Source organism: Nocardia sp. NPDC059195 (genome assembly GCF_042754695.1).
In the GTDB taxonomy this organism is placed as follows: Bacteria; Actinomycetota; Actinomycetes; order Mycobacteriales; family Mycobacteriaceae; genus Nocardia.
Genome location: NZ_JBHZBG010000010.1, coordinates 140,014 through 157,450 on the forward strand (window position 1 = coordinate 140,014; position 17,437 = coordinate 157,450).

The window sequence follows — 17,437 nt, forward strand, 5'->3', positions numbered from 1 at the left end:
GTCACGGCTCGCGGAGTTTGGTCGCCAGGACAGCGGCCTGGGTGCGGCGTTCGACACCCAGTTTCGCCAGCAGTCGCGAGACATAGTTCTTGACCGTTTTCTCCGCGAGGAACATGCGCGCGGCGATCTGCCGGTTGGTCAGGCCCTCACCGAGCAGTTCGAGTAGCCGGCGTTCCTGGTCGGTGAGCCCGGCCAGTGGCCCTGATGGTTCGGCGCTGCGGCGCAGCCGGGCGCGCAGCGCGTCGGCGGCGCGGGTATCGAGCAGCGAGTGGCCCGCGCCGACCTGTTTGATCGCGTCGGCCAGTTTCATCCCGTCGATGTTCTTCACCACATAGCCGCTGGCACCGGCCAGGATGGCATCGAGCATCGCGTGCTCGTCGGAGAACGAGGTCAGGATGAGGCAGTGCAGGTCGTCGAACTCGGCCAGCAGGTTGCGGCACAGTTCGATGCCGTTGCCGTCGGGTAACCGCACATCGAGGACCGCGACGTCGGGGCGAGCCTCGCGGATGCGCACCATCGCCTCGGCGACGCCGCCCGCCTGACCGATCACAGTGAGTTCTGGATCACCCTCGAGCAGGTCGATCAACCCACGCCGCACGATCTCGTGGTCGTCGACCAGGAACACCTCGAGCACGTCGGCTCCTTCATCATGTCGAACGATCCACCCTTGTGGTCCAACATAATCCGCGCATCTGGGTTGTGGGGCGGGTCGGTGAACGAGGTTCGTCACGTCCCCTGCGCAGCGCGCCCCGTCCGGGGGTCCGTTCGCCCCGCGCACCGAAACTTGTCGGACCCCCCGCCTAGCATTGTCAGCGGGGGATTATGTCCGGTCGGCGGATGACGATGGAGAAGGGATTCACCAGGTGGCGGAACGCCTCACTGTGCGCGGAGCTCGGGAACACAACCTGAAAGGTGTCGACCTGGATTTGCCACGCGACAGCCTGATCGTGTTCACCGGTCTGTCCGGTTCCGGGAAGTCGAGCCTGGCGTTCGACACGATCTTCGCCGAGGGGCAGCGCCGCTACGTCGAATCGCTGTCGGCCTACGCGCGACAGTTCCTCGGGCAGATGGACAAGCCGGATGTCGACTTCATCGAGGGCCTCTCGCCCGCGGTGTCGATCGACCAGAAGTCGACCAACCGCAACCCGCGGTCCACGGTCGGCACCATCACCGAGGTCTACGACTACCTGCGCCTGCTCTACGCCCGCGCGGGCACGCCGCACTGCCCGGTGTGCCACGAGCTGATCGAAAAGCAGAGCCCGCAGCAGATCGTCGACCAGGTGCTCGCCATGGACGACGGCCTCAAGTTCCAGGTCCTCGCGCCGGTGGTACGTACCCGCAAGGGCGAGTTCGTCGATCTGTTCGACCAGCTCAAGACCCAGGGCTACTCGCGCGTGCGGGTCGACGGCGTGGTGTATCCGCTCACCGATCCGCCGAAGCTGAAGAAGCAGGAGAAGCACGACGTCGAGGTGGTCGTCGACCGGCTCTCGGTCAAGGCCGCCTCCAAGCAGCGCCTCACCGACTCGATCGAGACCGCGCTGCGGCTGGCCGACGGCATCGTCGTGCTCGATTTCGTCGACCGCGACGAGCACGCCCACGACCGTGAGCGCCGCTTCTCCGAGCGCCTGGCCTGCCCCAACGGCCACCCGCTCGATATCGAAGACCTCGAGCCCCGCTCGTTCTCCTTCAACTCGCCCTACGGCGCCTGCCCCGACTGCACCGGCCTCGGCATCCGCAAGGAAGTCGACCCGGAACTCGTCGTGCCCGACCCGGATCTGAGCCTGGCCGACGGCGCGATCGCCCCGTGGTCGCGCGGGCAGACCGCCGAGTACTTCAACCGGTTGCTCGCCGGCCTGGCCGAGGCGGTCGGCTTCTCCATGGACACCCCGTGGCGTGACCTGCCGGCGAAGGCGCGCAAGGCGGTACTGGAAGGCAGCTCCGACCAGGTACACGTGGCCTACACCAACCGCTACGGCCGCAAGCGCTCCTATTACGCCGATTTCGAAGGTGTGATGCCGTTCCTGCAGCGGCGCATGGACAACACCGAGTCCGAGCAGATGAAAGAGCACTACGACGGCTACATGCGCGATGTGGCGTGCCCGGTCTGCAACGGCTCCCGGCTGCGCCCGGAGATCCTGGCTGTCACCCTGGCCGCGGACGGCACCGACAAGTCGATCGCCGAGGTCAGCGAGCTGTCCATCGGCGATTGCGCGCACTTCCTGAACTCGCTCACGCTGGGGGAGCGCGAGACTGCGATTGCCGGTCAGGTGCTCAAGGAGATCCAGGCCAGGCTCGGCTTCCTGCTCGACGTCGGCCTCGAATATCTGACGCTCTCGCGCGCCGCCGCGACCCTGTCCGGCGGTGAGGCCCAGCGCATCCGGCTGGCCACCCAGATCGGATCGGGCCTGGTCGGTGTCCTCTACGTCCTCGACGAGCCGTCGATCGGCCTGCACCAGCGCGATAACCGCAGGCTCATCGAGACGCTGCTGCGCTTGAAGAAACTGGGCAACACCCTGATCGTCGTCGAACACGACGAGGACACCATCCGAGCTTCGGACTGGGTGGTCGACATCGGTCCGCTGGCCGGCGAACACGGTGGCCGGGTGGTGCACAGCGGCCCGTATGCCGAACTCCTGGAAGTGCCCGAATCCCTCACCGGCGCTTACCTTTCGGGCCGCGAGCAGATCGAGCTGCCGCTGGTGCGCCGCGCGATCGACAAGAAGCGCAGGCTCACCGTCGTCGGCGCCACCGAACACAACCTGCGCAACGTCGACGTGGCGTTCCCGCTGGGTGTGCTCACCGCGGTCACCGGTGTCTCGGGTTCGGGTAAGTCGACCCTGGTCAACGACATCCTGGCCACCGTCCTGGCCAACAAGCTCAACGGCGCCCGCCAGGTGCCGGGCAGGCACACCAGGATCAACGGTCTCGACAACCTCGACAAGCTGGTGCAGGTCGACCAGTCGCCGATCGGTCGCACTCCCCGCTCGAATCCGGCCACCTACACCGGCGTCTTCGACAAGATCCGCACCTTGTTCGCCTCCACCACCGAGGCGAAGGTGCGCGGCTACCAACCCGGCCGGTTCTCGTTCAATGTCAAAGGCGGCCGCTGCGAAGCGTGCTCGGGCGACGGCACGCTCAAGATCGAGATGAACTTCCTGCCGGACGTCTACGTCCCCTGCGAGGTCTGCCATGGCGCCCGCTACAACCGGGAAACCCTCGAGGTGCACTACAAGGGCAAGACCATCGCCGAAGTGCTCGATATGCCGATCGACGAGGCCGCCGATTTCTTCGAGGCGATCACCTCGATCCACCGCTACCTCAAGACACTGGTCGAGGTCGGCTTGGGTTACGTGCGGCTCGGCCAGAGTGCGCCGACCCTGTCCGGCGGCGAGGCCCAGCGGGTGAAACTTGCCGCTGAACTACAGAAACGATCCGCCGGGCGGACGGTCTACATCCTGGACGAACCGACCACCGGTCTGCACTTCGAGGACATCCGCAAACTGCTCAAGGTGATCAACGGGCTGGTCGACAAGGGCAACACGGTGATCGTCATCGAGCACAACCTCGATGTCATCAAGACCTCCGACTGGGTCATCGACATGGGCCCCGAGGGCGGTTCCGGCGGCGGCACCGTGGTCGCTACCGGCACGCCGGAAGACATCGCCGCGGCGTCCGAGAGCTACACCGGGCAGTTCCTCAAAGAAGTCCTGGCAGCGCCCGCGCCGAAGAAGCCCGCACCGAAGAAGGCCGCCGCGAAGAAGGCAGCCGAGAAAACCGCACCCGCGGCGAAGAAGGCACCGGCGGAGACGACCGCGGCCAAGCGGTTGGCGCGAAAGGCGGCCGCGCTGCGCTGAGCCGGGCTACCTTCCTTTCGAGACATCCCGGCAGGGACTTTCGGAAACCGCCACAAAGTGAAACAGCCGTAGGTAACATTCGCCTCACCGTCCCCGGAATACCGGGAAGTAGCGGTTTGTCGACGGCTCGATCGTCGTGTAGCTCGAAAGGAACGTCCTCATGGATGAAGCCACCACGGCGCTCATCGCCCAGATTCTCGGTTTCCTCGCAGGCGGGTCATCGCTGGCTTACGAGCCCACCAAGCCGACTGTCTGACCTGGATTCGAAAGGAACGCCTGTAATGGATACCGGAAGCGCGGCCATGATGGCCGCAATCGCGAATATGATCACCTCCGGCTCGGCCGTGTCGGTCACCCCCGGCGGTCCTACTCCGACTCCGACCCCGACCCCCGTGGTCTGAGTCGCGACTCCGTTCGCAGCACAGAAAAGATCCGCCGATGCATCGCGTCGGCGGATCTTTTCGTTGACACCGAACTCAGTGCACCGGACCGGTGTACTTCTCGCCCGGACCCATCCCCGGCGCGTCCGGCACCGAGGACGCCTCGCGGAACGCGCGCTGCAGCGCCTGCAAGCCCTCGCGGATCGGACCCGCGTGCGGGCCGAGGTACTCCACCGACGCCGTGACCAGCCCGGCCAGCGCGGTGATCACCCGGCGCGCCTCGTCGAGATCGACGCCAGCGCCCGAATGGGGGTTCTCCCCGGCCAGGCCCAGCTTCTCCGCGGCCGAGCTCATCAGCATCACGGCGGCCCGGCTGATCACCTCGACGGCGGGGATGTCGGCCAGGTCGCGCACAGGGGGATCGAGCTCGTCAGTCATGCTGATCAGGCTATAGCGGGCCCGATTCCGGATGCTCGCGCCCGGCTGATTCGGTGATAGCCCAACGCCATGCTAGACTTTCCGCTGACGACCGCCCCTGGATGTGTCATGCATCCGTGGGGCAGATAAGTGGAGCCCGACTCCCACCGTTACCGGCGAGCAATCGTTCGGATATACGGTCCCGGTCACCCGCTCATTGTGGTGGGTTTCCCGTGTGCCTGGCACGCGGGGGTCGACAACCGAGCTCGTGAGGGCATCGGCTGTGGGCGATCGGTCGACATCGGGCCCCGTCGCGGAGAAATACCGCAACGGGGCTTTCGTGTTGAAACAGGGGTTGCAGTTATTGCGTGCGGTCGTTAAGACGACACCGCTTGACCTAGGAGGCCCCATCAGCACTGAGACCCGCATCAACGATCGCATCCGTGTTCCCGAGGTTCGTCTCATCGGACCCGGCGGCGAACAGGTTGGGATCGTGCGTGTTGAAGATGCACTACGCGTCGCGCTCGAAGCCGACCTCGACCTCGTCGAGGTAGCACCCGATGCCCGTCCGCCGGTCTGCAAGATCATGGACTACGGCAAGTTCAAGTACGAGACCGCGCAGAAGGCGCGTGAGTCCCGTAAGAACCAGGTCCAGACCGTGATCAAGGAGCAGAAGCTCCGTCCGAAGATCGACGACCACGACTACGAGACCAAGAAGCGCAACGTTGTTCGCTTCCTCGAAGCCGGGTCCAAGGTCAAGGTCACGATCATGTTCCGCGGTCGTGAGCAGTCGCGTCCCGAACTCGGCTTCCGGTTGCTCCAGCGTCTGGGCTCCGACGTGGCCGATCTCGGATTCGTCGAGACCTCGGCCAAGCAGGACGGCCGCAACATGACCATGGTCCTCGCTCCCCACAAGGGTGCGAAGACGCGGGTGAAGGCCCAGCAGGACTCCTCGGCACCGGCGGCGACACGTGCGCCGCTGCCGACCGGTCCCGCCGGTGCCGAACCGGCCGCACCGGTCGAGCAGGCAGCACCGGTCGAGCAGGCCGCGCCTGCCGAGCAGGCTGCGCCGGCCGACCCGCAGTAAACGATTTCAACGACTAGATAGAGGAATCCATGCCGAAGAACAAGACCCACAGCGGCGCCAAGAAGCGATTCAAGGTGACCGGCCGGGGCAAGCTGCTTCGCGAGCAGGCGAACCGTCGCCACCTCCTGGAGCACAAGTCCTCTCGCCGGACTCGTCGTCTGGAAGGCACGGAGTCCGTCGCTTCCGTCGACGTCCCCCGCGTGAAGCGGCTGCTCGGTCTCGCCTGACCTTTCCGGTCAGCTCGACCGTCGCAACCCGACGATTCCGCGGCCGGGATAACCGGACGCCGACAACTACCGAATTCGGGCGCCGCCGCGCCCCTAGATGATCAAGGACTACCAAAGTGGCACGCGTCAAAAGGGCCGTCAACGCTCAGAAGAAGCGCCGTTCCATCCTCGAGGCCTCCAAGGGCTACCGGGGCCAGCGTTCGCGCCTGTACCGCAAGGCCAAGGAACAGCAGCTCCACTCGCTGACCTACGCCTACCGTGACCGCAAGGCGCGCAAGGGTGACTTCCGCAAGCTGTGGATTGCTCGTATCAACGCCGCCGCGCGTCTGAACGACATCACCTACAACCGCTTCATCCAGGGCCTCAAGGCCGCTGGTGTCGAGGTGGACCGCAAGATCCTCGCCGAGCTCGCTGTTTCCGACGCCGAGGCCTTCGCCGGCCTGGTGGCTGTCGCCAAGGCCGCACTGCCGGCCGACGTCAACGCCCCGGCCACCGCTGCCTGAGCTTGACAACACACAGTGATCTGTCGGAACGACCCGTGGACGCGCTCTCCGAGCGCAATCCGCGGGTCGTTTCCGCTGTCAAGCTCCAGCGCGCGGCCCAGCGCCGCAAGTCCGGCCTGTTCCTCGCCGAGGGCACCAACGCCGTGTCCGCCGCGCTGGAGACCGGCCGGGTCCGGGAGATCTTCTACTCGCTCGCGGCCGCCGGTCGGGATAACGCGCTGATCGCCGGTGCCACCGCCGACGGCATCCGCACCACGCTGGTCAGCGACCGCGCCGCCGAACATCTCGGCGAAACCGTCACCGCGCCCGGCCTTGTCGCTGTCTGCGAACTCATCGACGTGCCGCTCGGCGAGATCCTCGACCGCGGTCCGCGCATGCTCGCCGTTCCCGTCGAGATCGCCGAACCCGGCAACGCGGGCACTCTGATCCGGGTCGCCGATGCCGTCGGCGCCGATGGTGTGGTGCTGGCGGGGGAGACCGTCGACCCACACAACGGCAAATGCGTGCGCGCCAGCGCGGGCAGCCTGTTCCATGTCCCGGTAGCCCGCAGCCGCGATATCACCGCGACTCTCGACGCGATCTCCGCCGCGGGCGTGACGATCCTCGCGACCGCCGCCAACGGCGAAGTTGACCTCGACGCCGCCGATGACATCCTGCGCGGACCGGTCGCCTGGCTCTTCGGCAACGAGGCCCACGGCCTCGACCCCGCCGTCGCCGCCCGCGCCGACCACCGCATCCGCATCCCCATCCACGGCCGCGCCGAAAGCCTGAATCTGGCTGCGGCAGCGGCGATCTGCCTCTACGCCAGCGCGCGCGTCCAGCACGCGAAGTAGTTCTTACGACGGCGCGCTACGGCCACGCAGACGTTCGATCTGGGTGTGGCTGAGCTGCTCGGCCTTGCGCATGTGCTCGGTGATCACCGTGAGCTCGTCCGTCGTATGGGTGTCGAGTAGCGCCTCCCAACCTTCGCCGAGGTCATCCCACACGGCGGTGACGCGGGCGACGCGATCAGGTACGGGGGAGACCAGGACCCGACGACGATCCTCGGCGTCGGGTTCGCGCACCACATAGCCGTCGCGTTCGAGCCGGTCGACCAAGCGGGTGGCCGAGCCGGTGGTGAGTCCGGTCATGTCGGCGATCTGCTTGACGGTGAGTGGCTGCGGCTCGGCGGTGAGCAGGCTCAGGCATTGCAGATCGGTGGGGTGCAAGCCCAGATGGTCGGCGACAGCCTGGTTGAACAGAACATACGAGGCCATGTACTGCCGCGAGACGCGCGACAACTCCGCGTAGCGGGCACGTCGACTCCGCTCTGTCATCCGGATCGCACTCCTAATCAGCTGCGCGGCGCAGTTAAAACGGTTAGATTGCTGCGTGGCGCAGTTAATGCGCCGCACAGTAAAATCATACCGGAGGAGACATCATGCTCACCATCGCAGTCACCGGCGCCACCGGCGCGCAGGGCGGCGCCACCGCTCGTGCCCTGCTCGCCATGGGTCATCGCGTCCGCGCGCTCACCCGATCTCCCCAAAGCCCGGCCGCTGTCGCGCTCGGCGATCTCGGTGCCGAGGTCCGTTATGCGGACTTCGGCGACCGCGATTCTCTCGATGCCGCCCTGGCGGGCGCTGATTCCCTGTTCGCCGTGACCACGCCCTTCGGCACCGACACGACCGTCGAGACCCGCCATGGCATCACCTTGGTCGACGCCGCTGTCGCCGCGCACATCGGCCACATCGTTTTCACCTCCGCGGCGCACGCCGACCGCGCCACCGGAATCCCGCACTACGACAGCAAATTCGCGATCGAAGAGCACCTACGTGCGAGCGGTGTCCCGTGGACCGTCATCGCACCCGCCGCCTTCATGGACAACTACGCCACCGGCTGGACCCTCGACGCCCTCCGGGACGGCACCTTCGCCTGGCCGATGCCCGCCGACCAGCCGCTCACCCTCATCTGCGCCGAGGACATCGGTGCCTTCGCCGCGCTCACCTTCGATCGCCGTGCCGAATTCGCGAACCGCCGCATCGACCTGGCCGCCGACGAACTCACCCCGGCCCGACTTGCTGCCACACTGGCCGTCGCCATCGATCGACCGATCGCGCACCACGAAGTCCCGCTGTTCGTCGTCCGCCGCCACTCCGAAGATCTGGCCGCCATGTTCGAATACTTCGGCACCGTCGGACTCGATGTCGACGTCACCGGCCTGCGCCGTGACTACCCGGACGTCGCCTGGCACTCGTTCGCCGACTGGGCCCGCGGGCAGAACTGGCCCGCCCTGCTCGCGCGCTGAACGGTTTCAGCACTCGGGCGTGGTGGCGCTGTGCAGGTCGTTGAGAATTTCGGTGGCCCAGGGGAGTGGGATCGCGTCGCTGCCCGCGACTTGCATCGCGGTCATGATCGTCAGCAGCATCCCGGTGGCGACGAAGCGGCGTGATTGCAGGGTGTCGGCGCCGGTGAGTTCGCCGATCAGGCGATACATCCGCCCGAAGCGTTCCCGCATGTGGTCGCCGATCGCCGGATCCGCACTGGCGGCGGCGCCGTGCAGCAGGACGAGGGGGAGTTCGCGTTCGGCCAGGAAGACGTCGAAGCCGTGGCCGAGGGAGCGCAATGCCTCCGCGGTGTCGGCATCGGGGGCGATCTCGGCGTCGCGGAACACCTGCTCGATGCGGGTGCACACCTCGAGCAGGCAGGCGATGAACAGCTGCTGCTTGGTTCCGAACAGGCGGATCACGTAGGGCTGCGACACGCCGGCCAGCCTGGCGATCTCATCGGTTTTCGTTGCGGCATAACCCGTTTCGGCAAACGCTTGGATCGCGGCTTCGAGCACCTGGGCGCTGCGCTCGGTCGCCGTCATCCGGGTTCTCGTCATGGGCGCCACTGCCTCCTCGTTCGTTTGCCTCTTGACATGTTATCAGCCGATGCATAACCATGGACAGGGAAGTTATCAGTCAATAACAACTAAGGGCTTGGCATGACGCAGACACTCGAATCCGGCGACGCGCGAGCCGCCGTTGCGCCCGCGAACCCCGGGGTGAAGAACAAGCCGCTCGGCGCGGTCATCGCCGCCGTCGGCATTCCGATGTTCATGGTCACGTTGGACAACCTCGTCGTGACGAACGCGCTGCCGGTGATCAAAACCGAACTGGGAGCGTCGCTTTCGGACCTGCAGTGGTTCATCAACGCCTACACGCTGTCCTTCGCCGCGCTGCTGCTGTCGGCGTCGGCCCTGGGTGACCGGATCGGCCGTCGCCGCGTGTTCCTGGCCGGTATCGGGATCTTCGTCGTTGCCTCGGCGGCGTGCGCGCTGGCCACCGAGCCGTGGATGCTCATCGCCGCCCGCGCGGTGCAGGGCGTCGGTGGCGCGGCCGTCATGCCGCTGTCACTCACTCTGCTCGCCGCCGCGGTGCCCGCGAAGATGCGCAGCGCCGCGATCGGCATCTGGGGTGGCATCGCGGGCCTTGGTGTCGCGGTCGGGCCGGTCGTCGGCGGTGCGGTGGTCGACGGCCTGAACTGGCAGTGGATCTTCTGGCTCAATGTCCCCATCGGTCTGCTGGCGCTGCCCTTCGCCGCCCGCATGCTCGCTGAATCACGGGGCGCGGCGAGGAAACTCGACTATCTGGGCGTGCTGCTCTCCGCCGGTGGCGTGCTAGCGCTGGTGTGGGGCGTCATCCACGGTGTCGAAGACGGCTGGACCGCACCGCAGGTCCTCACCGCCCTGATCGGCGGCACCGCGCTGCTCGTGGCGTTCGTGGCCTGGGAAACCTACGCCACCGACCCGATGCTCCCGCTGCGCATGTTCAGATCCCGCGGCCTGAGCCTCAGTTTCATCGTGTCCTTCGGCTTCTCGTCCGGCGTCTTCGGCTCGATCTTCCTGCTCGCCCAGTTCTTCCAGGTGGTGCAGGGTTACTCGCCGCTGGAATCGGGGATCCGTACGATGCCGTGGACGATGGTCCCGATGGTCGTCGCACCACTGGCCGGCCTGATCGTCGACCGCGTCGGCGCCCGCACCCTCATCGCGATCGGTCAGCTCTGCCTGGCTGTCTCCCTCGCGTGGATGGCGATGATCACCACCGCCGACGTCCCCTATCTCGCCTTCGTCGCCCCCTTCGTCCTCGGCGGCATCGGCATGGGCCTCACCTTCGCCCCCTCCTCCACTATCGTCATGGCCAGCGCATCGCCCGCTGACCAGGGCATGGCCTCAGGAATCAGCAGTACCGTCCGTGAAGTCGGCGTAGCCATGGGCATCGCCGTCCTTGCCTCGGTCTTCGCCTCCTACGGCTCCTATACCGACCCCCAGTCCTACGTGGACGGCTTGGTCCCGGCGGTCTGGGTCGGTGCGGCCCTGGTCGCCTGCGCCGCGGTGGTAGCGGCCTTCCTTCCCCGGCGCACTCACCCCGCGGAATAGCCGCTGATCGCAGACGGATCCCGGAGCAGGTGGTTGTCGCCGAACGGCACGACAACCACCTGCTCGGCATCGTCGTAGATGATGTCCCCCGGCGCAGCGGAGTCCAACCGCTCCCACCCGACTCCGTGCGCATCGAGAATCGCGAGATATCCCTCGACCCGCTCGATCATCGACACCGCACTCGCCTTGAACCACGAGGCCGCGCCCGGATACAGCTCACGGTCGTACACGCGCGGATCCACCTGGCTCGGATTCGTCAGATTCTCGCTGAACCAGTCGTTTCCGCCACGGCGAAACCGCACCTCCCGGGCACTCAAATGCCCTGCGGCCCATAACCCGTTCACCAGGCCGAACACACCCGGATACCGACCGTGTCGATGGGGTCGCGCAGCCTGGAATCGAACGTAGGACGGTTCGCCGGCCGATAGGAACCGCCGGTCGCTGAGCCCTGTCATCCGACACTGTCCGGGTGCTGCCCCTGCTCCGGAGCCGCCTGCTGCTCGGGCCGGTGCGCGCACAACCCCGCCGCACGGGGGAAAGGCCGCCGCTCCACCGACCGAATCCCGAAGCCACACAACGCAAGACCGCTCCCCGGAGCGGTGAGTCGAGCACGTCGCCCCTGCGGAGACGTCGGATCGCCTGTCTGTTCAGCCATCGAGTCGTCCTGTTCTCGAGTCGAACACGCTGGTGTGTTTGATCATTTGGACGCGCCCCGACCCCATTCGGTTCCCTCGATCTCCGATCGATTTCCGATTGCCCTGGGAAACCGGCGATTTCGGGCGCGGCACCCGGCACCACGCTCTACCCGGTGTTGCGCGGTACGGTGCAGTCCGTGGGATCGATGGGGGAATGCGACGCACCTGGCTGGCCAGAGACGTCCCCGTGAGCCGCGAGGTAGCCAGGTCACGAAGCTGAGCCGGTTGATCATTGGCTTGACCAGATCGCGGTATTGTTGACCACGGCAGTCCGCACGAATGGAGCGAGGCGCATGACCCTTCCCTCGATGCATCCTCGGCCAGGCAACCTCCGTGAGGTGGCCGAGGAGATCGAGCGCGCGACCGGTCTGCGTGTCGAGATTCTGGGAGGGGCGCTCGTGATGTCACCGACCCCGCGTGGAAAACACGCGGGTTCCATCCGCCGCCTGCGTCAGCAGTTGGAGGCATCGATGCCGGATGGGCTGGCCGCGTATGAGGTCACCTCGATCGCGATGCCCGATGATGACGACGATTACTGCACTCCCGACCTGGTCATCCTCCCTGATACCTGGGACACCGACGATGACTGGCTCGCCGACCCACTCGATGTCGAACTCGCCGTCGAGGTGATCTCGAAATCGGAGCGGGCGGCCCAGATCAACGGCAAGAACGGCTGGTACGCCGCGGCGGGCGTGCGCGCCCTCCTCGTCATCGACCCTCGCGTCGGCCGCTGGGCATTGTTCGCCGGTCCCGCCGCAGGCGGCTACGCCGAGTTGATCGAAGGCGCGTATGGCGACTCGATCGTGCTCCTCTCCCCGCTGACGATCTCCCTGGATACTGCCTGCCTTCCCCGGTACGACGAGCAATAAGGCCATCAGCGTCGGGTCCCGGTGAATTGGCATCGAGACCGCTGACGTATCGCGCTGACCTGGATCAAGTCCATATCGCGACCCTCTTGACCAGCAGTGATCGCCCCGCGAGTAATCCGGATGAATCGCGCGAACCCCATCCCATAGGATTTACGCAGCACCGATGCGGGATGGCAATGACGCGCCCGCGAACCGATCCCCAGGGGAGAGTCGAGAAGATCGTGGCCGACGACAACAGTGGAGTCGAGCAAAACGCCTCTTTGACCGAGGAGGCGCTCGCGGCAGCGGCGGCGGAAGCCGAGAAGGCCTTCTCCGCGGCGGCTGATCTGGATGCGCTGGCGGTCGCCAAGACCGACTACATCGGCGGCAAGTCGCCGATCGCACTCGCGCAGCGTGGGCTGGGCAGTGTGCCCAAGGAAGAGAAGGCCGAGGCAGGTAAGCGGGTCAATGTCGCGCGCAAGCGGGTCTCCGATGCGTTCGAGGCACGCCGTGCCGCACTCCTGGAGGAGCGCGACCAGGCTGTGCTCATCTCCGAGAAGATCGACGTCACGCTGCCCGCCCGTCGTCGGCCTGTCGGCGCCCGGCACCCGATCACCGTCATCTCCGAGCAGATCGCCGACTTCTTCGTCGGCATGGGCTGGGAGGTCGTCGATGGTCCCGAGGTGGAGACCGAGCACTTCAACTTCGACGCGCTGAACTTCCTGCCCGATCATCCGGCGCGCACCATGCAGGACACCTTCCACATCGCCCCGGAGGGTTCGCGTCAGGTGCTGCGCACGCACACTTCCCCGGTGCAGGTGCGGTCCATGTTGACCCGTGACGTGCCGATGTATATCGCGTGCCCCGGCCGCACCTTCCGCACCGACGAGCTCGACGCGACCCACACCCCGGTCTTCTCCCAGGTGGAGGGTCTGGCGATCGACAAGGGTCTCACCATGGCCCACCTGCGCGGCACCCTGGACGCCTTCGCGCGCGCCATGTTCGGTCCCGAGACCCGCACGCGCATGCGCCCCAACTACTTCCCCTTCACCGAGCCATCGGCCGAGGTCGACGTGTGGTTCCCGAACAAGAAGGGCGGCGCGGGCTGGATCGAGTGGGGCGGCTGCGGCATGGTCAACCCGAAGGTCCTCATCGCCAGCGGCATCGACCCCGAGGTGTATTCCGGGTTCGCGTTCGGCATGGGCATGGAGCGCACTCTGCAGTTCCAGACCACCATCCCCGACATGCGCGACATCGTCGAGGGTGACGTGCGGTTCACCCTGCCCTTCGGTATCCGGTCTTAGAGAGAGAGCGAAACGTCAAGTGCGAGTAGCACAGTCCTGGCTGACCGAGATCCTGCAGCGCACCACCCCCGAGTGGTCGGTGTCGGCGGAAGAGCTCGACGCGGGCTTCGTCCGGGTGGGTCTGGAAGTCGAAGAGGTCGACAAGCTCGAGCCGATCGGTGGTGAGATCGACAAGCCCCTGGTCGTCGGGCGCGTCGCCGAGATCACCGAGCTCACCGAGTTCAAGAAGCCGATCCGCTTCTGCAAGGTCGACGTCGGTAACCCCGAGTTGCAGGAAATCGTCTGTGGCGCACGCAATTTCGCCGTCGGCGACCTCGTCGTGGTCGTGCTGCCCGGTGGTGAGCTGCCCGGCGGGTTCAAGATCTCCTCGCGCAAGACCTACGGCCACACCTCCAACGGCATGATCTGCTCGGTCGCCGAACTCGGCATCGGCAAGGATCACGACGGCATCCTGGTGCTCGAGCCCGGTTCCGCCCAGCCGGGCGACGACGCGAACGTGCTGCTCGGCACCGATGACACCATCATCGAACTCAACATCACCCCCGATCGCGGCTACTGCTTCTCGGTGCGCGGCCTGTCCCGCGAACTGGCCTGCGGCTTCGACCTCGAATACGCCGACCCCGCCGTGCGCACGCTGCCCGAGGCCGACGCGCTCGCCTGGCAAGTCCGCCTGGAAGACGACTCGGACTGCACGCGCTTCGGCGCGCGCCGCGTCACCGGGATGAACCCGAACGCGGTGAGCCCGCTGTGGTTGCAGCGCAGGCTGATGCTGTCGGGCATGCGCCCGATCTCCCCGGCTGTCGACGTCACCAACTACGTGATGCTCGAACTCGGCCAGCCGCTGCACGCCTTCGACGCGGCAAAACTGCACGGCGGCTTGGTCGTTCGCTCGGCGCACAAGGGTGAGACCCTGCGCACCCTCGACGACACCGAGCGCACCCTCGACGCCGAGGACGTGGTGATCGCCGATGATTCCGGCGTGATCTCCCTCGCCGGTGTCATGGGTGGCGCGAGCACCGAGGTCGCCGCCGGGACGACCGATGTGGTCCTGGAAGCCGCGGTCTGGAATCCGCTGCGGGTGTACCGGACCTCGCGCCGCCACAAGCTTTCCTCGGAGGCGGGCAAGCGCTACGAACGTGTCGTCGATCCCGAGATCAATATCGCCGCGCTCGACCGCGCCGCGACCCTGCTCGCCGACATCACCGGCGGCACCATCGAATCCGCGCTCACCGACATCCGGGTGCCCCTGGCGGCGGTCGCGCCGATCGCGATGGATATCGACCTGCCCGACCGCATCGCCGGCGTCACCTACCCGGCGGGCACCTCCGTGCGCAGGCTCGCCCAGATCGGCGCGGGCGTCGAAATCGAGGTCAACGACGCGGGCAAGACCCAGCTGCTGGTGACCCCGCCGAGCTGGCGCCCCGACCTGTCTCAGCCCGCTGACCTGGTCGAAGAGGTCCTGCGGCTGGAAGGCCTCGAGCAGATCCCGTCCATCCTGCCGACCGCGCCGGGTGGCCGGGGCTTGACCGTGCAGCAGCAGCGTCGCCGCGCGGTGAGCAGGGCACTGGCCTTCGCCGGTGCCGTCGAGGTGCCGCCGCCTGCCTTCCTGCCCGGCGGTGTGTTCGAGGTGTGGGGTCTGGACGCCGACGACCCGCGCCGCAACACCACCCGCGTGCTGAACCCCCTCGACAGCGACCGCCCCGAGCTGGCGACCACGTTGCTGCCGGGTCTGCTGGAAGTGGCCGCCCGCAACATCTCTCGTGGTGCGCGCGACCTGACCATCTACGGCATCGCCCAGGTGGTGCGGCCCGGCGCGCAGACCCACGCGGTCGAGGCACTGCCGGTGGATCGTCGTCCCACCGACGAGCAGATCGCCGAACTGAACGCGTCGCTGCCCGCCCAGCCGGTGCACGTGGCCGCGGTCCTCAGCGGTAAGCACGATCCGCGCGGGCCGTGGGGTCCGGGCCGTCCGGCCGAGGCCGCCGATGCGTTCGCGCTGGTCGACGACCTCGCCGATGCGGCGGGCGTCGTCATCGAGCGGCGTTCCGCCGCCTACCTCCCGTGGCACCCCGGTCGCTGCGCGGAACTGCTCGTCGACGGCGTGGTCGTCGGACACGCGGGCGAACTGCACCCCGCCGTCCTCGAGCGTGCCGGTCTGCCGCCGCGCACCTGCGCGCTGGAAGTCGATCTCGACGCCCTGCCGCTCGATGAATCCCTGCCTGCCCCGACGATCTCGGCGTTCCCCGCCGTCCTGCAGGACGTGTCGATCAGCGTCGAGAAGGCCGTCCCCGCCGCGCAGGTGGAAACCGCGCTCCGCACCGGCGGCGGCGACCTGCTCGAGAGCATCGCCCTGTTCGACGTCTACGAAGGCGCCCAGGCAGGCGAGGGCCGCAAATCCCTCACCTACGCCCTGCGCTTCCGTGCCCCCGACCGCACCCTCACCGAAGACGAAGCCAGCGCCGCCCGCGACGCCGCCGTCGCCTCGGCCACCACCGCGGTCGGCGCCGAACTGCGCGGCTGATCCCGCTCGACACCGAAGGCTGTCCGGTTCCACCGGGCGGCCTTCGTCGTATGCTGGAGTCCCTCAGGCGATTTCGCGTCTCCCTAACCCGAATCGCCGACTCTGCGGCGCGGGCGCAGCGCTCACCAGTAGCGCACCGCCGATCATCACCGGCACCGCGTAGTCGGCCGTCTCGGCGAGCCCGACCGAGGTCACCATCGCCACCGTGAACATCGTGAACAGCGCTGCCGCGGCCGCTGCGGTGATCCGGGGCCGCACCGCGAAGATCAACGCCGCGCCGAGCACGGCCTCAGCGACCGTCGCCGCACCCGCCGCGATCGGCGCCGCGTCAGCGGCGAACGCCGGTAGCAGTGTCCGGGTGTAGTCGACGAACTCCGCGTAGGACCCCCACGACACCCCCGCGCTGCCCGGACCGCCGAACATCCCGAAGCGGTCCGCGACCGAACCCGCGAACAGCACGCCCAGCGCCACCCCGGTCACGACCACCAGCGCCCGCACGCGCCCCAGCGTCACCGCCGTCACCGCGACCAGCGCCACAACCCCTATCGTGACCGGCCCGATCGTCGCATCCCCGAACGCGAGCCACGCGACTTCGACCAGAACCGCCACGCTCGTGAAAACCGCCGCCGCTGTGCGCATCGCCTCCGCCTCTCAACTAGTAAGGTTCTTGACCAACCATAGAAAGGCGGAAGAATTTGGTCAAGCACCTGACTAATCCCTTGCTCGATCGACCGGCACCGCTGGGAAACCTGCTGTCCGCGGCCGCTCGCACCCTGTCCGCCGAACTCGACGCGGGCCTGCTCGCCGCCGGGTTCGACGACATCCGCGCCGCCCACGCGCCGGTGTTCCAGGTGATCGACCCCGAGGGCACCCGCCTCACCGTGCTCGCCGAGCGGGCGGCAATGACCAAGCAGGCGGTGGGTGAGCTGATTCGGCACCTGGCCGACCGCGGCTACGTCGAGGTCGGACCGGACCCCGCCGACGGCCGGGCGCGGCTGGTACGGCTCACCGAACGCGGGTGGTCGGCGGTCGAGGCGGGCGTCCGGGTGGTCGAACAGTTCGATCGGCACCTCGATCAGGTGATCGGCGATGCCGAGGTCGACCGGTTGCGCGAAATCCTCACGCGCATCATCGCGGGCGAAGGGTCCACCTACACGGCGCGACGCCAGAATTCGGCCGTCATGCGGCTCGAGTAGGGG

At 67.3% G+C, this 17,437-nt stretch carries 17 protein-coding genes; 11 read left to right on the forward strand and 6 right to left on the reverse strand.

The genetic code is table 11. The annotated features are described in order from the left end of the window. Position 1: 1 nt before the first annotated feature. The gene (locus ACFXKN_RS15570) at positions 2-634 is read right to left on the reverse strand and encodes a response regulator transcription factor (RefSeq protein WP_056824462.1); all 633 of its coding nucleotides are present in this window, start codon (positions 632-634) and stop codon (positions 2-4) included. A 229-nt stretch (positions 635-863) separates the two neighbouring features. On the opposite strand from ACFXKN_RS15570, the gene uvrA reads away from it, so the two are divergent. Then, entirely contained in the window at positions 864-3,854 is a 2,991-nt protein-coding gene (gene uvrA / locus ACFXKN_RS15575) for an excinuclease ABC subunit UvrA (RefSeq protein ID WP_379433219.1), read from the forward strand. Positions 3,855-4,330: 476 nt separating this feature from the next. On the opposite strand, the gene ACFXKN_RS15580 is transcribed toward uvrA, so the two are convergent. Further along, positions 4,331-4,672: a DUF1844 domain-containing protein gene (locus ACFXKN_RS15580; protein WP_378956366.1), complete on the reverse strand. Its 342-nt coding sequence runs from the start codon at positions 4,670-4,672 to the stop codon at positions 4,331-4,333. Positions 4,673-5,006: 334 nt separating this feature from the next. Between ACFXKN_RS15580 and infC the strand changes: the two genes are divergently transcribed. From infC to ACFXKN_RS15600, 4 genes are all read left to right on the forward strand, one after another. Next, positions 5,007-5,738, forward strand: coding sequence for a translation initiation factor IF-3 (gene infC, locus ACFXKN_RS15585; RefSeq protein WP_378957514.1), 732 nt, complete (start codon positions 5,007-5,009; stop codon positions 5,736-5,738). 29 nt (positions 5,739-5,767) lie between these two features. Beyond that, positions 5,768-5,965 carry a 50S ribosomal protein L35 gene (gene rpmI / locus ACFXKN_RS15590; protein WP_056824456.1) on the forward strand — a complete coding sequence of 66 codons (198 nt, stop codon included), beginning with the start codon at positions 5,768-5,770 and terminating at the stop codon, positions 5,963-5,965. A gap of 116 nt (positions 5,966-6,081) precedes the next feature. Further along, positions 6,082-6,468 carry a 50S ribosomal protein L20 gene (gene rplT / locus ACFXKN_RS15595; protein WP_019046423.1) on the forward strand — a complete coding sequence of 129 codons (387 nt, stop codon included), beginning with the start codon at positions 6,082-6,084 and terminating at the stop codon, positions 6,466-6,468. Positions 6,469-6,503: 35 nt separating this feature from the next. Continuing rightward, the gene (locus ACFXKN_RS15600; RefSeq protein ID WP_379433220.1) at positions 6,504-7,301 is read left to right on the forward strand and encodes a TrmH family RNA methyltransferase; all 798 of its coding nucleotides are present in this window, start codon (positions 6,504-6,506) and stop codon (positions 7,299-7,301) included. 3 nt (positions 7,302-7,304) lie between these two features. Here the strand turns inward: ACFXKN_RS15600 and ACFXKN_RS15605 are convergent, their stop codons facing one another. After that, a complete protein-coding gene (locus ACFXKN_RS15605; RefSeq protein ID WP_378956320.1) occupies positions 7,305-7,784 on the reverse strand; it encodes a MarR family winged helix-turn-helix transcriptional regulator in 480 nt (159 codons plus the stop codon). 104 nt (positions 7,785-7,888) lie between these two features. Between ACFXKN_RS15605 and ACFXKN_RS15610 the strand changes: the two genes are divergently transcribed. After that, positions 7,889-8,755 (forward strand): NmrA/HSCARG family protein, encoded by an 867-nt coding sequence (locus tag ACFXKN_RS15610; protein WP_379433221.1) that lies wholly within the window; start codon positions 7,889-7,891, stop codon positions 8,753-8,755. A 6-nt stretch (positions 8,756-8,761) separates the two neighbouring features. Here the strand turns inward: ACFXKN_RS15610 and ACFXKN_RS15615 are convergent, their stop codons facing one another. Continuing rightward, positions 8,762-9,334, reverse strand: coding sequence for a TetR/AcrR family transcriptional regulator (locus tag ACFXKN_RS15615; RefSeq protein ID WP_378930454.1), 573 nt, complete (start codon positions 9,332-9,334; stop codon positions 8,762-8,764). 102 nt (positions 9,335-9,436) lie between these two features. On the opposite strand from ACFXKN_RS15615, the gene ACFXKN_RS15620 reads away from it, so the two are divergent. After that, positions 9,437-10,870 carry a DHA2 family efflux MFS transporter permease subunit gene (locus tag ACFXKN_RS15620; protein WP_379433222.1) on the forward strand — a complete coding sequence of 478 codons (1,434 nt, stop codon included), beginning with the start codon at positions 9,437-9,439 and terminating at the stop codon, positions 10,868-10,870. Here the strand turns inward: ACFXKN_RS15620 and ACFXKN_RS15625 are convergent. Next, positions 10,855-11,100 carry a hypothetical protein gene (locus ACFXKN_RS15625; RefSeq protein ID WP_379433223.1) on the reverse strand — a complete coding sequence of 82 codons (246 nt, stop codon included), beginning with the start codon at positions 11,098-11,100 and terminating at the stop codon, positions 10,855-10,857. The two genes, ACFXKN_RS15620 and ACFXKN_RS15625, sit on opposite strands and share 16 nt — an antisense overlap. A gap of 758 nt (positions 11,101-11,858) precedes the next feature. Here ACFXKN_RS15625 and ACFXKN_RS15630 point away from each other — a divergent pair. The 3 genes from ACFXKN_RS15630 to pheT all read left to right on the forward strand — a co-directional run bounded on the left by ACFXKN_RS15630 (position 11,859) and on the right by pheT (position 16,238). Beyond that, entirely contained in the window at positions 11,859-12,434 is a 576-nt protein-coding gene (locus tag ACFXKN_RS15630; protein ID WP_378956235.1) for a Uma2 family endonuclease, read from the forward strand. Positions 12,435-12,610: 176 nt separating this feature from the next. Next, positions 12,611-13,717, forward strand: a complete 1,107-nt coding sequence (gene pheS / locus ACFXKN_RS15635) for a phenylalanine--tRNA ligase subunit alpha (RefSeq protein ID WP_378956208.1) — start codon at positions 12,611-12,613, stop codon at positions 13,715-13,717. Positions 13,718-13,736: 19 nt separating this feature from the next. Next, positions 13,737-16,238: a phenylalanine--tRNA ligase subunit beta gene (gene pheT, locus ACFXKN_RS15640; protein WP_379433224.1), complete on the forward strand. Its 2,502-nt coding sequence runs from the start codon at positions 13,737-13,739 to the stop codon at positions 16,236-16,238. A 63-nt stretch (positions 16,239-16,301) separates the two neighbouring features. Here the strand turns inward: pheT and ACFXKN_RS15645 are convergent, their stop codons facing one another. After that, positions 16,302-16,877, reverse strand: coding sequence for a hypothetical protein (locus ACFXKN_RS15645; protein WP_379433225.1), 576 nt, complete (start codon positions 16,875-16,877; stop codon positions 16,302-16,304). 80 nt (positions 16,878-16,957) lie between these two features. On the opposite strand from ACFXKN_RS15645, the gene ACFXKN_RS15650 reads away from it, so the two are divergent. Then, on the forward strand, positions 16,958-17,434 hold the full coding sequence (locus tag ACFXKN_RS15650) for a MarR family winged helix-turn-helix transcriptional regulator (RefSeq protein ID WP_379433226.1): 477 nt from the start codon (positions 16,958-16,960) through the stop codon (positions 17,432-17,434). Positions 17,435-17,437: the final 3 nt, after the last annotated feature.

Excerpts from the sequence above, each read along its gene's own strand:
- ACFXKN_RS15630 (WP_378956235.1), top strand. The coding sequence starts at position 11,859 with ATGACCCTTCCCTCGATGCATCCTCGGCCAGGCAACCTCCGTGAGGTG.
- ACFXKN_RS15615 (WP_378930454.1), bottom strand. The coding sequence starts at position 9,334 with ATGACGAGAACCCGGATGACGGCGACCGAGCGCAGCGCCCAGGTGCTC.
- ACFXKN_RS15645 (WP_379433225.1), bottom strand. The coding sequence starts at position 16,877 with ATGCGCACAGCGGCGGCGGTTTTCACGAGCGTGGCGGTTCTGGTCGAA.
- ACFXKN_RS15610 (WP_379433221.1), top strand. The coding sequence starts at position 7,889 with ATGCTCACCATCGCAGTCACCGGCGCCACCGGCGCGCAGGGCGGCGCC.
- ACFXKN_RS15580 (WP_378956366.1), bottom strand. The coding sequence starts at position 4,672 with ATGACTGACGAGCTCGATCCCCCTGTGCGCGACCTGGCCGACATCCCC.
- ACFXKN_RS15620 (WP_379433222.1), top strand. The coding sequence starts at position 9,437 with ATGACGCAGACACTCGAATCCGGCGACGCGCGAGCCGCCGTTGCGCCC.
- pheS (WP_378956208.1), top strand. The coding sequence starts at position 12,611 with ATGACGCGCCCGCGAACCGATCCCCAGGGGAGAGTCGAGAAGATCGTG.
- ACFXKN_RS15605 (WP_378956320.1), bottom strand. The coding sequence starts at position 7,784 with ATGACAGAGCGGAGTCGACGTGCCCGCTACGCGGAGTTGTCGCGCGTC.
- rpmI (WP_056824456.1), top strand. The coding sequence starts at position 5,768 with ATGCCGAAGAACAAGACCCACAGCGGCGCCAAGAAGCGATTCAAGGTG.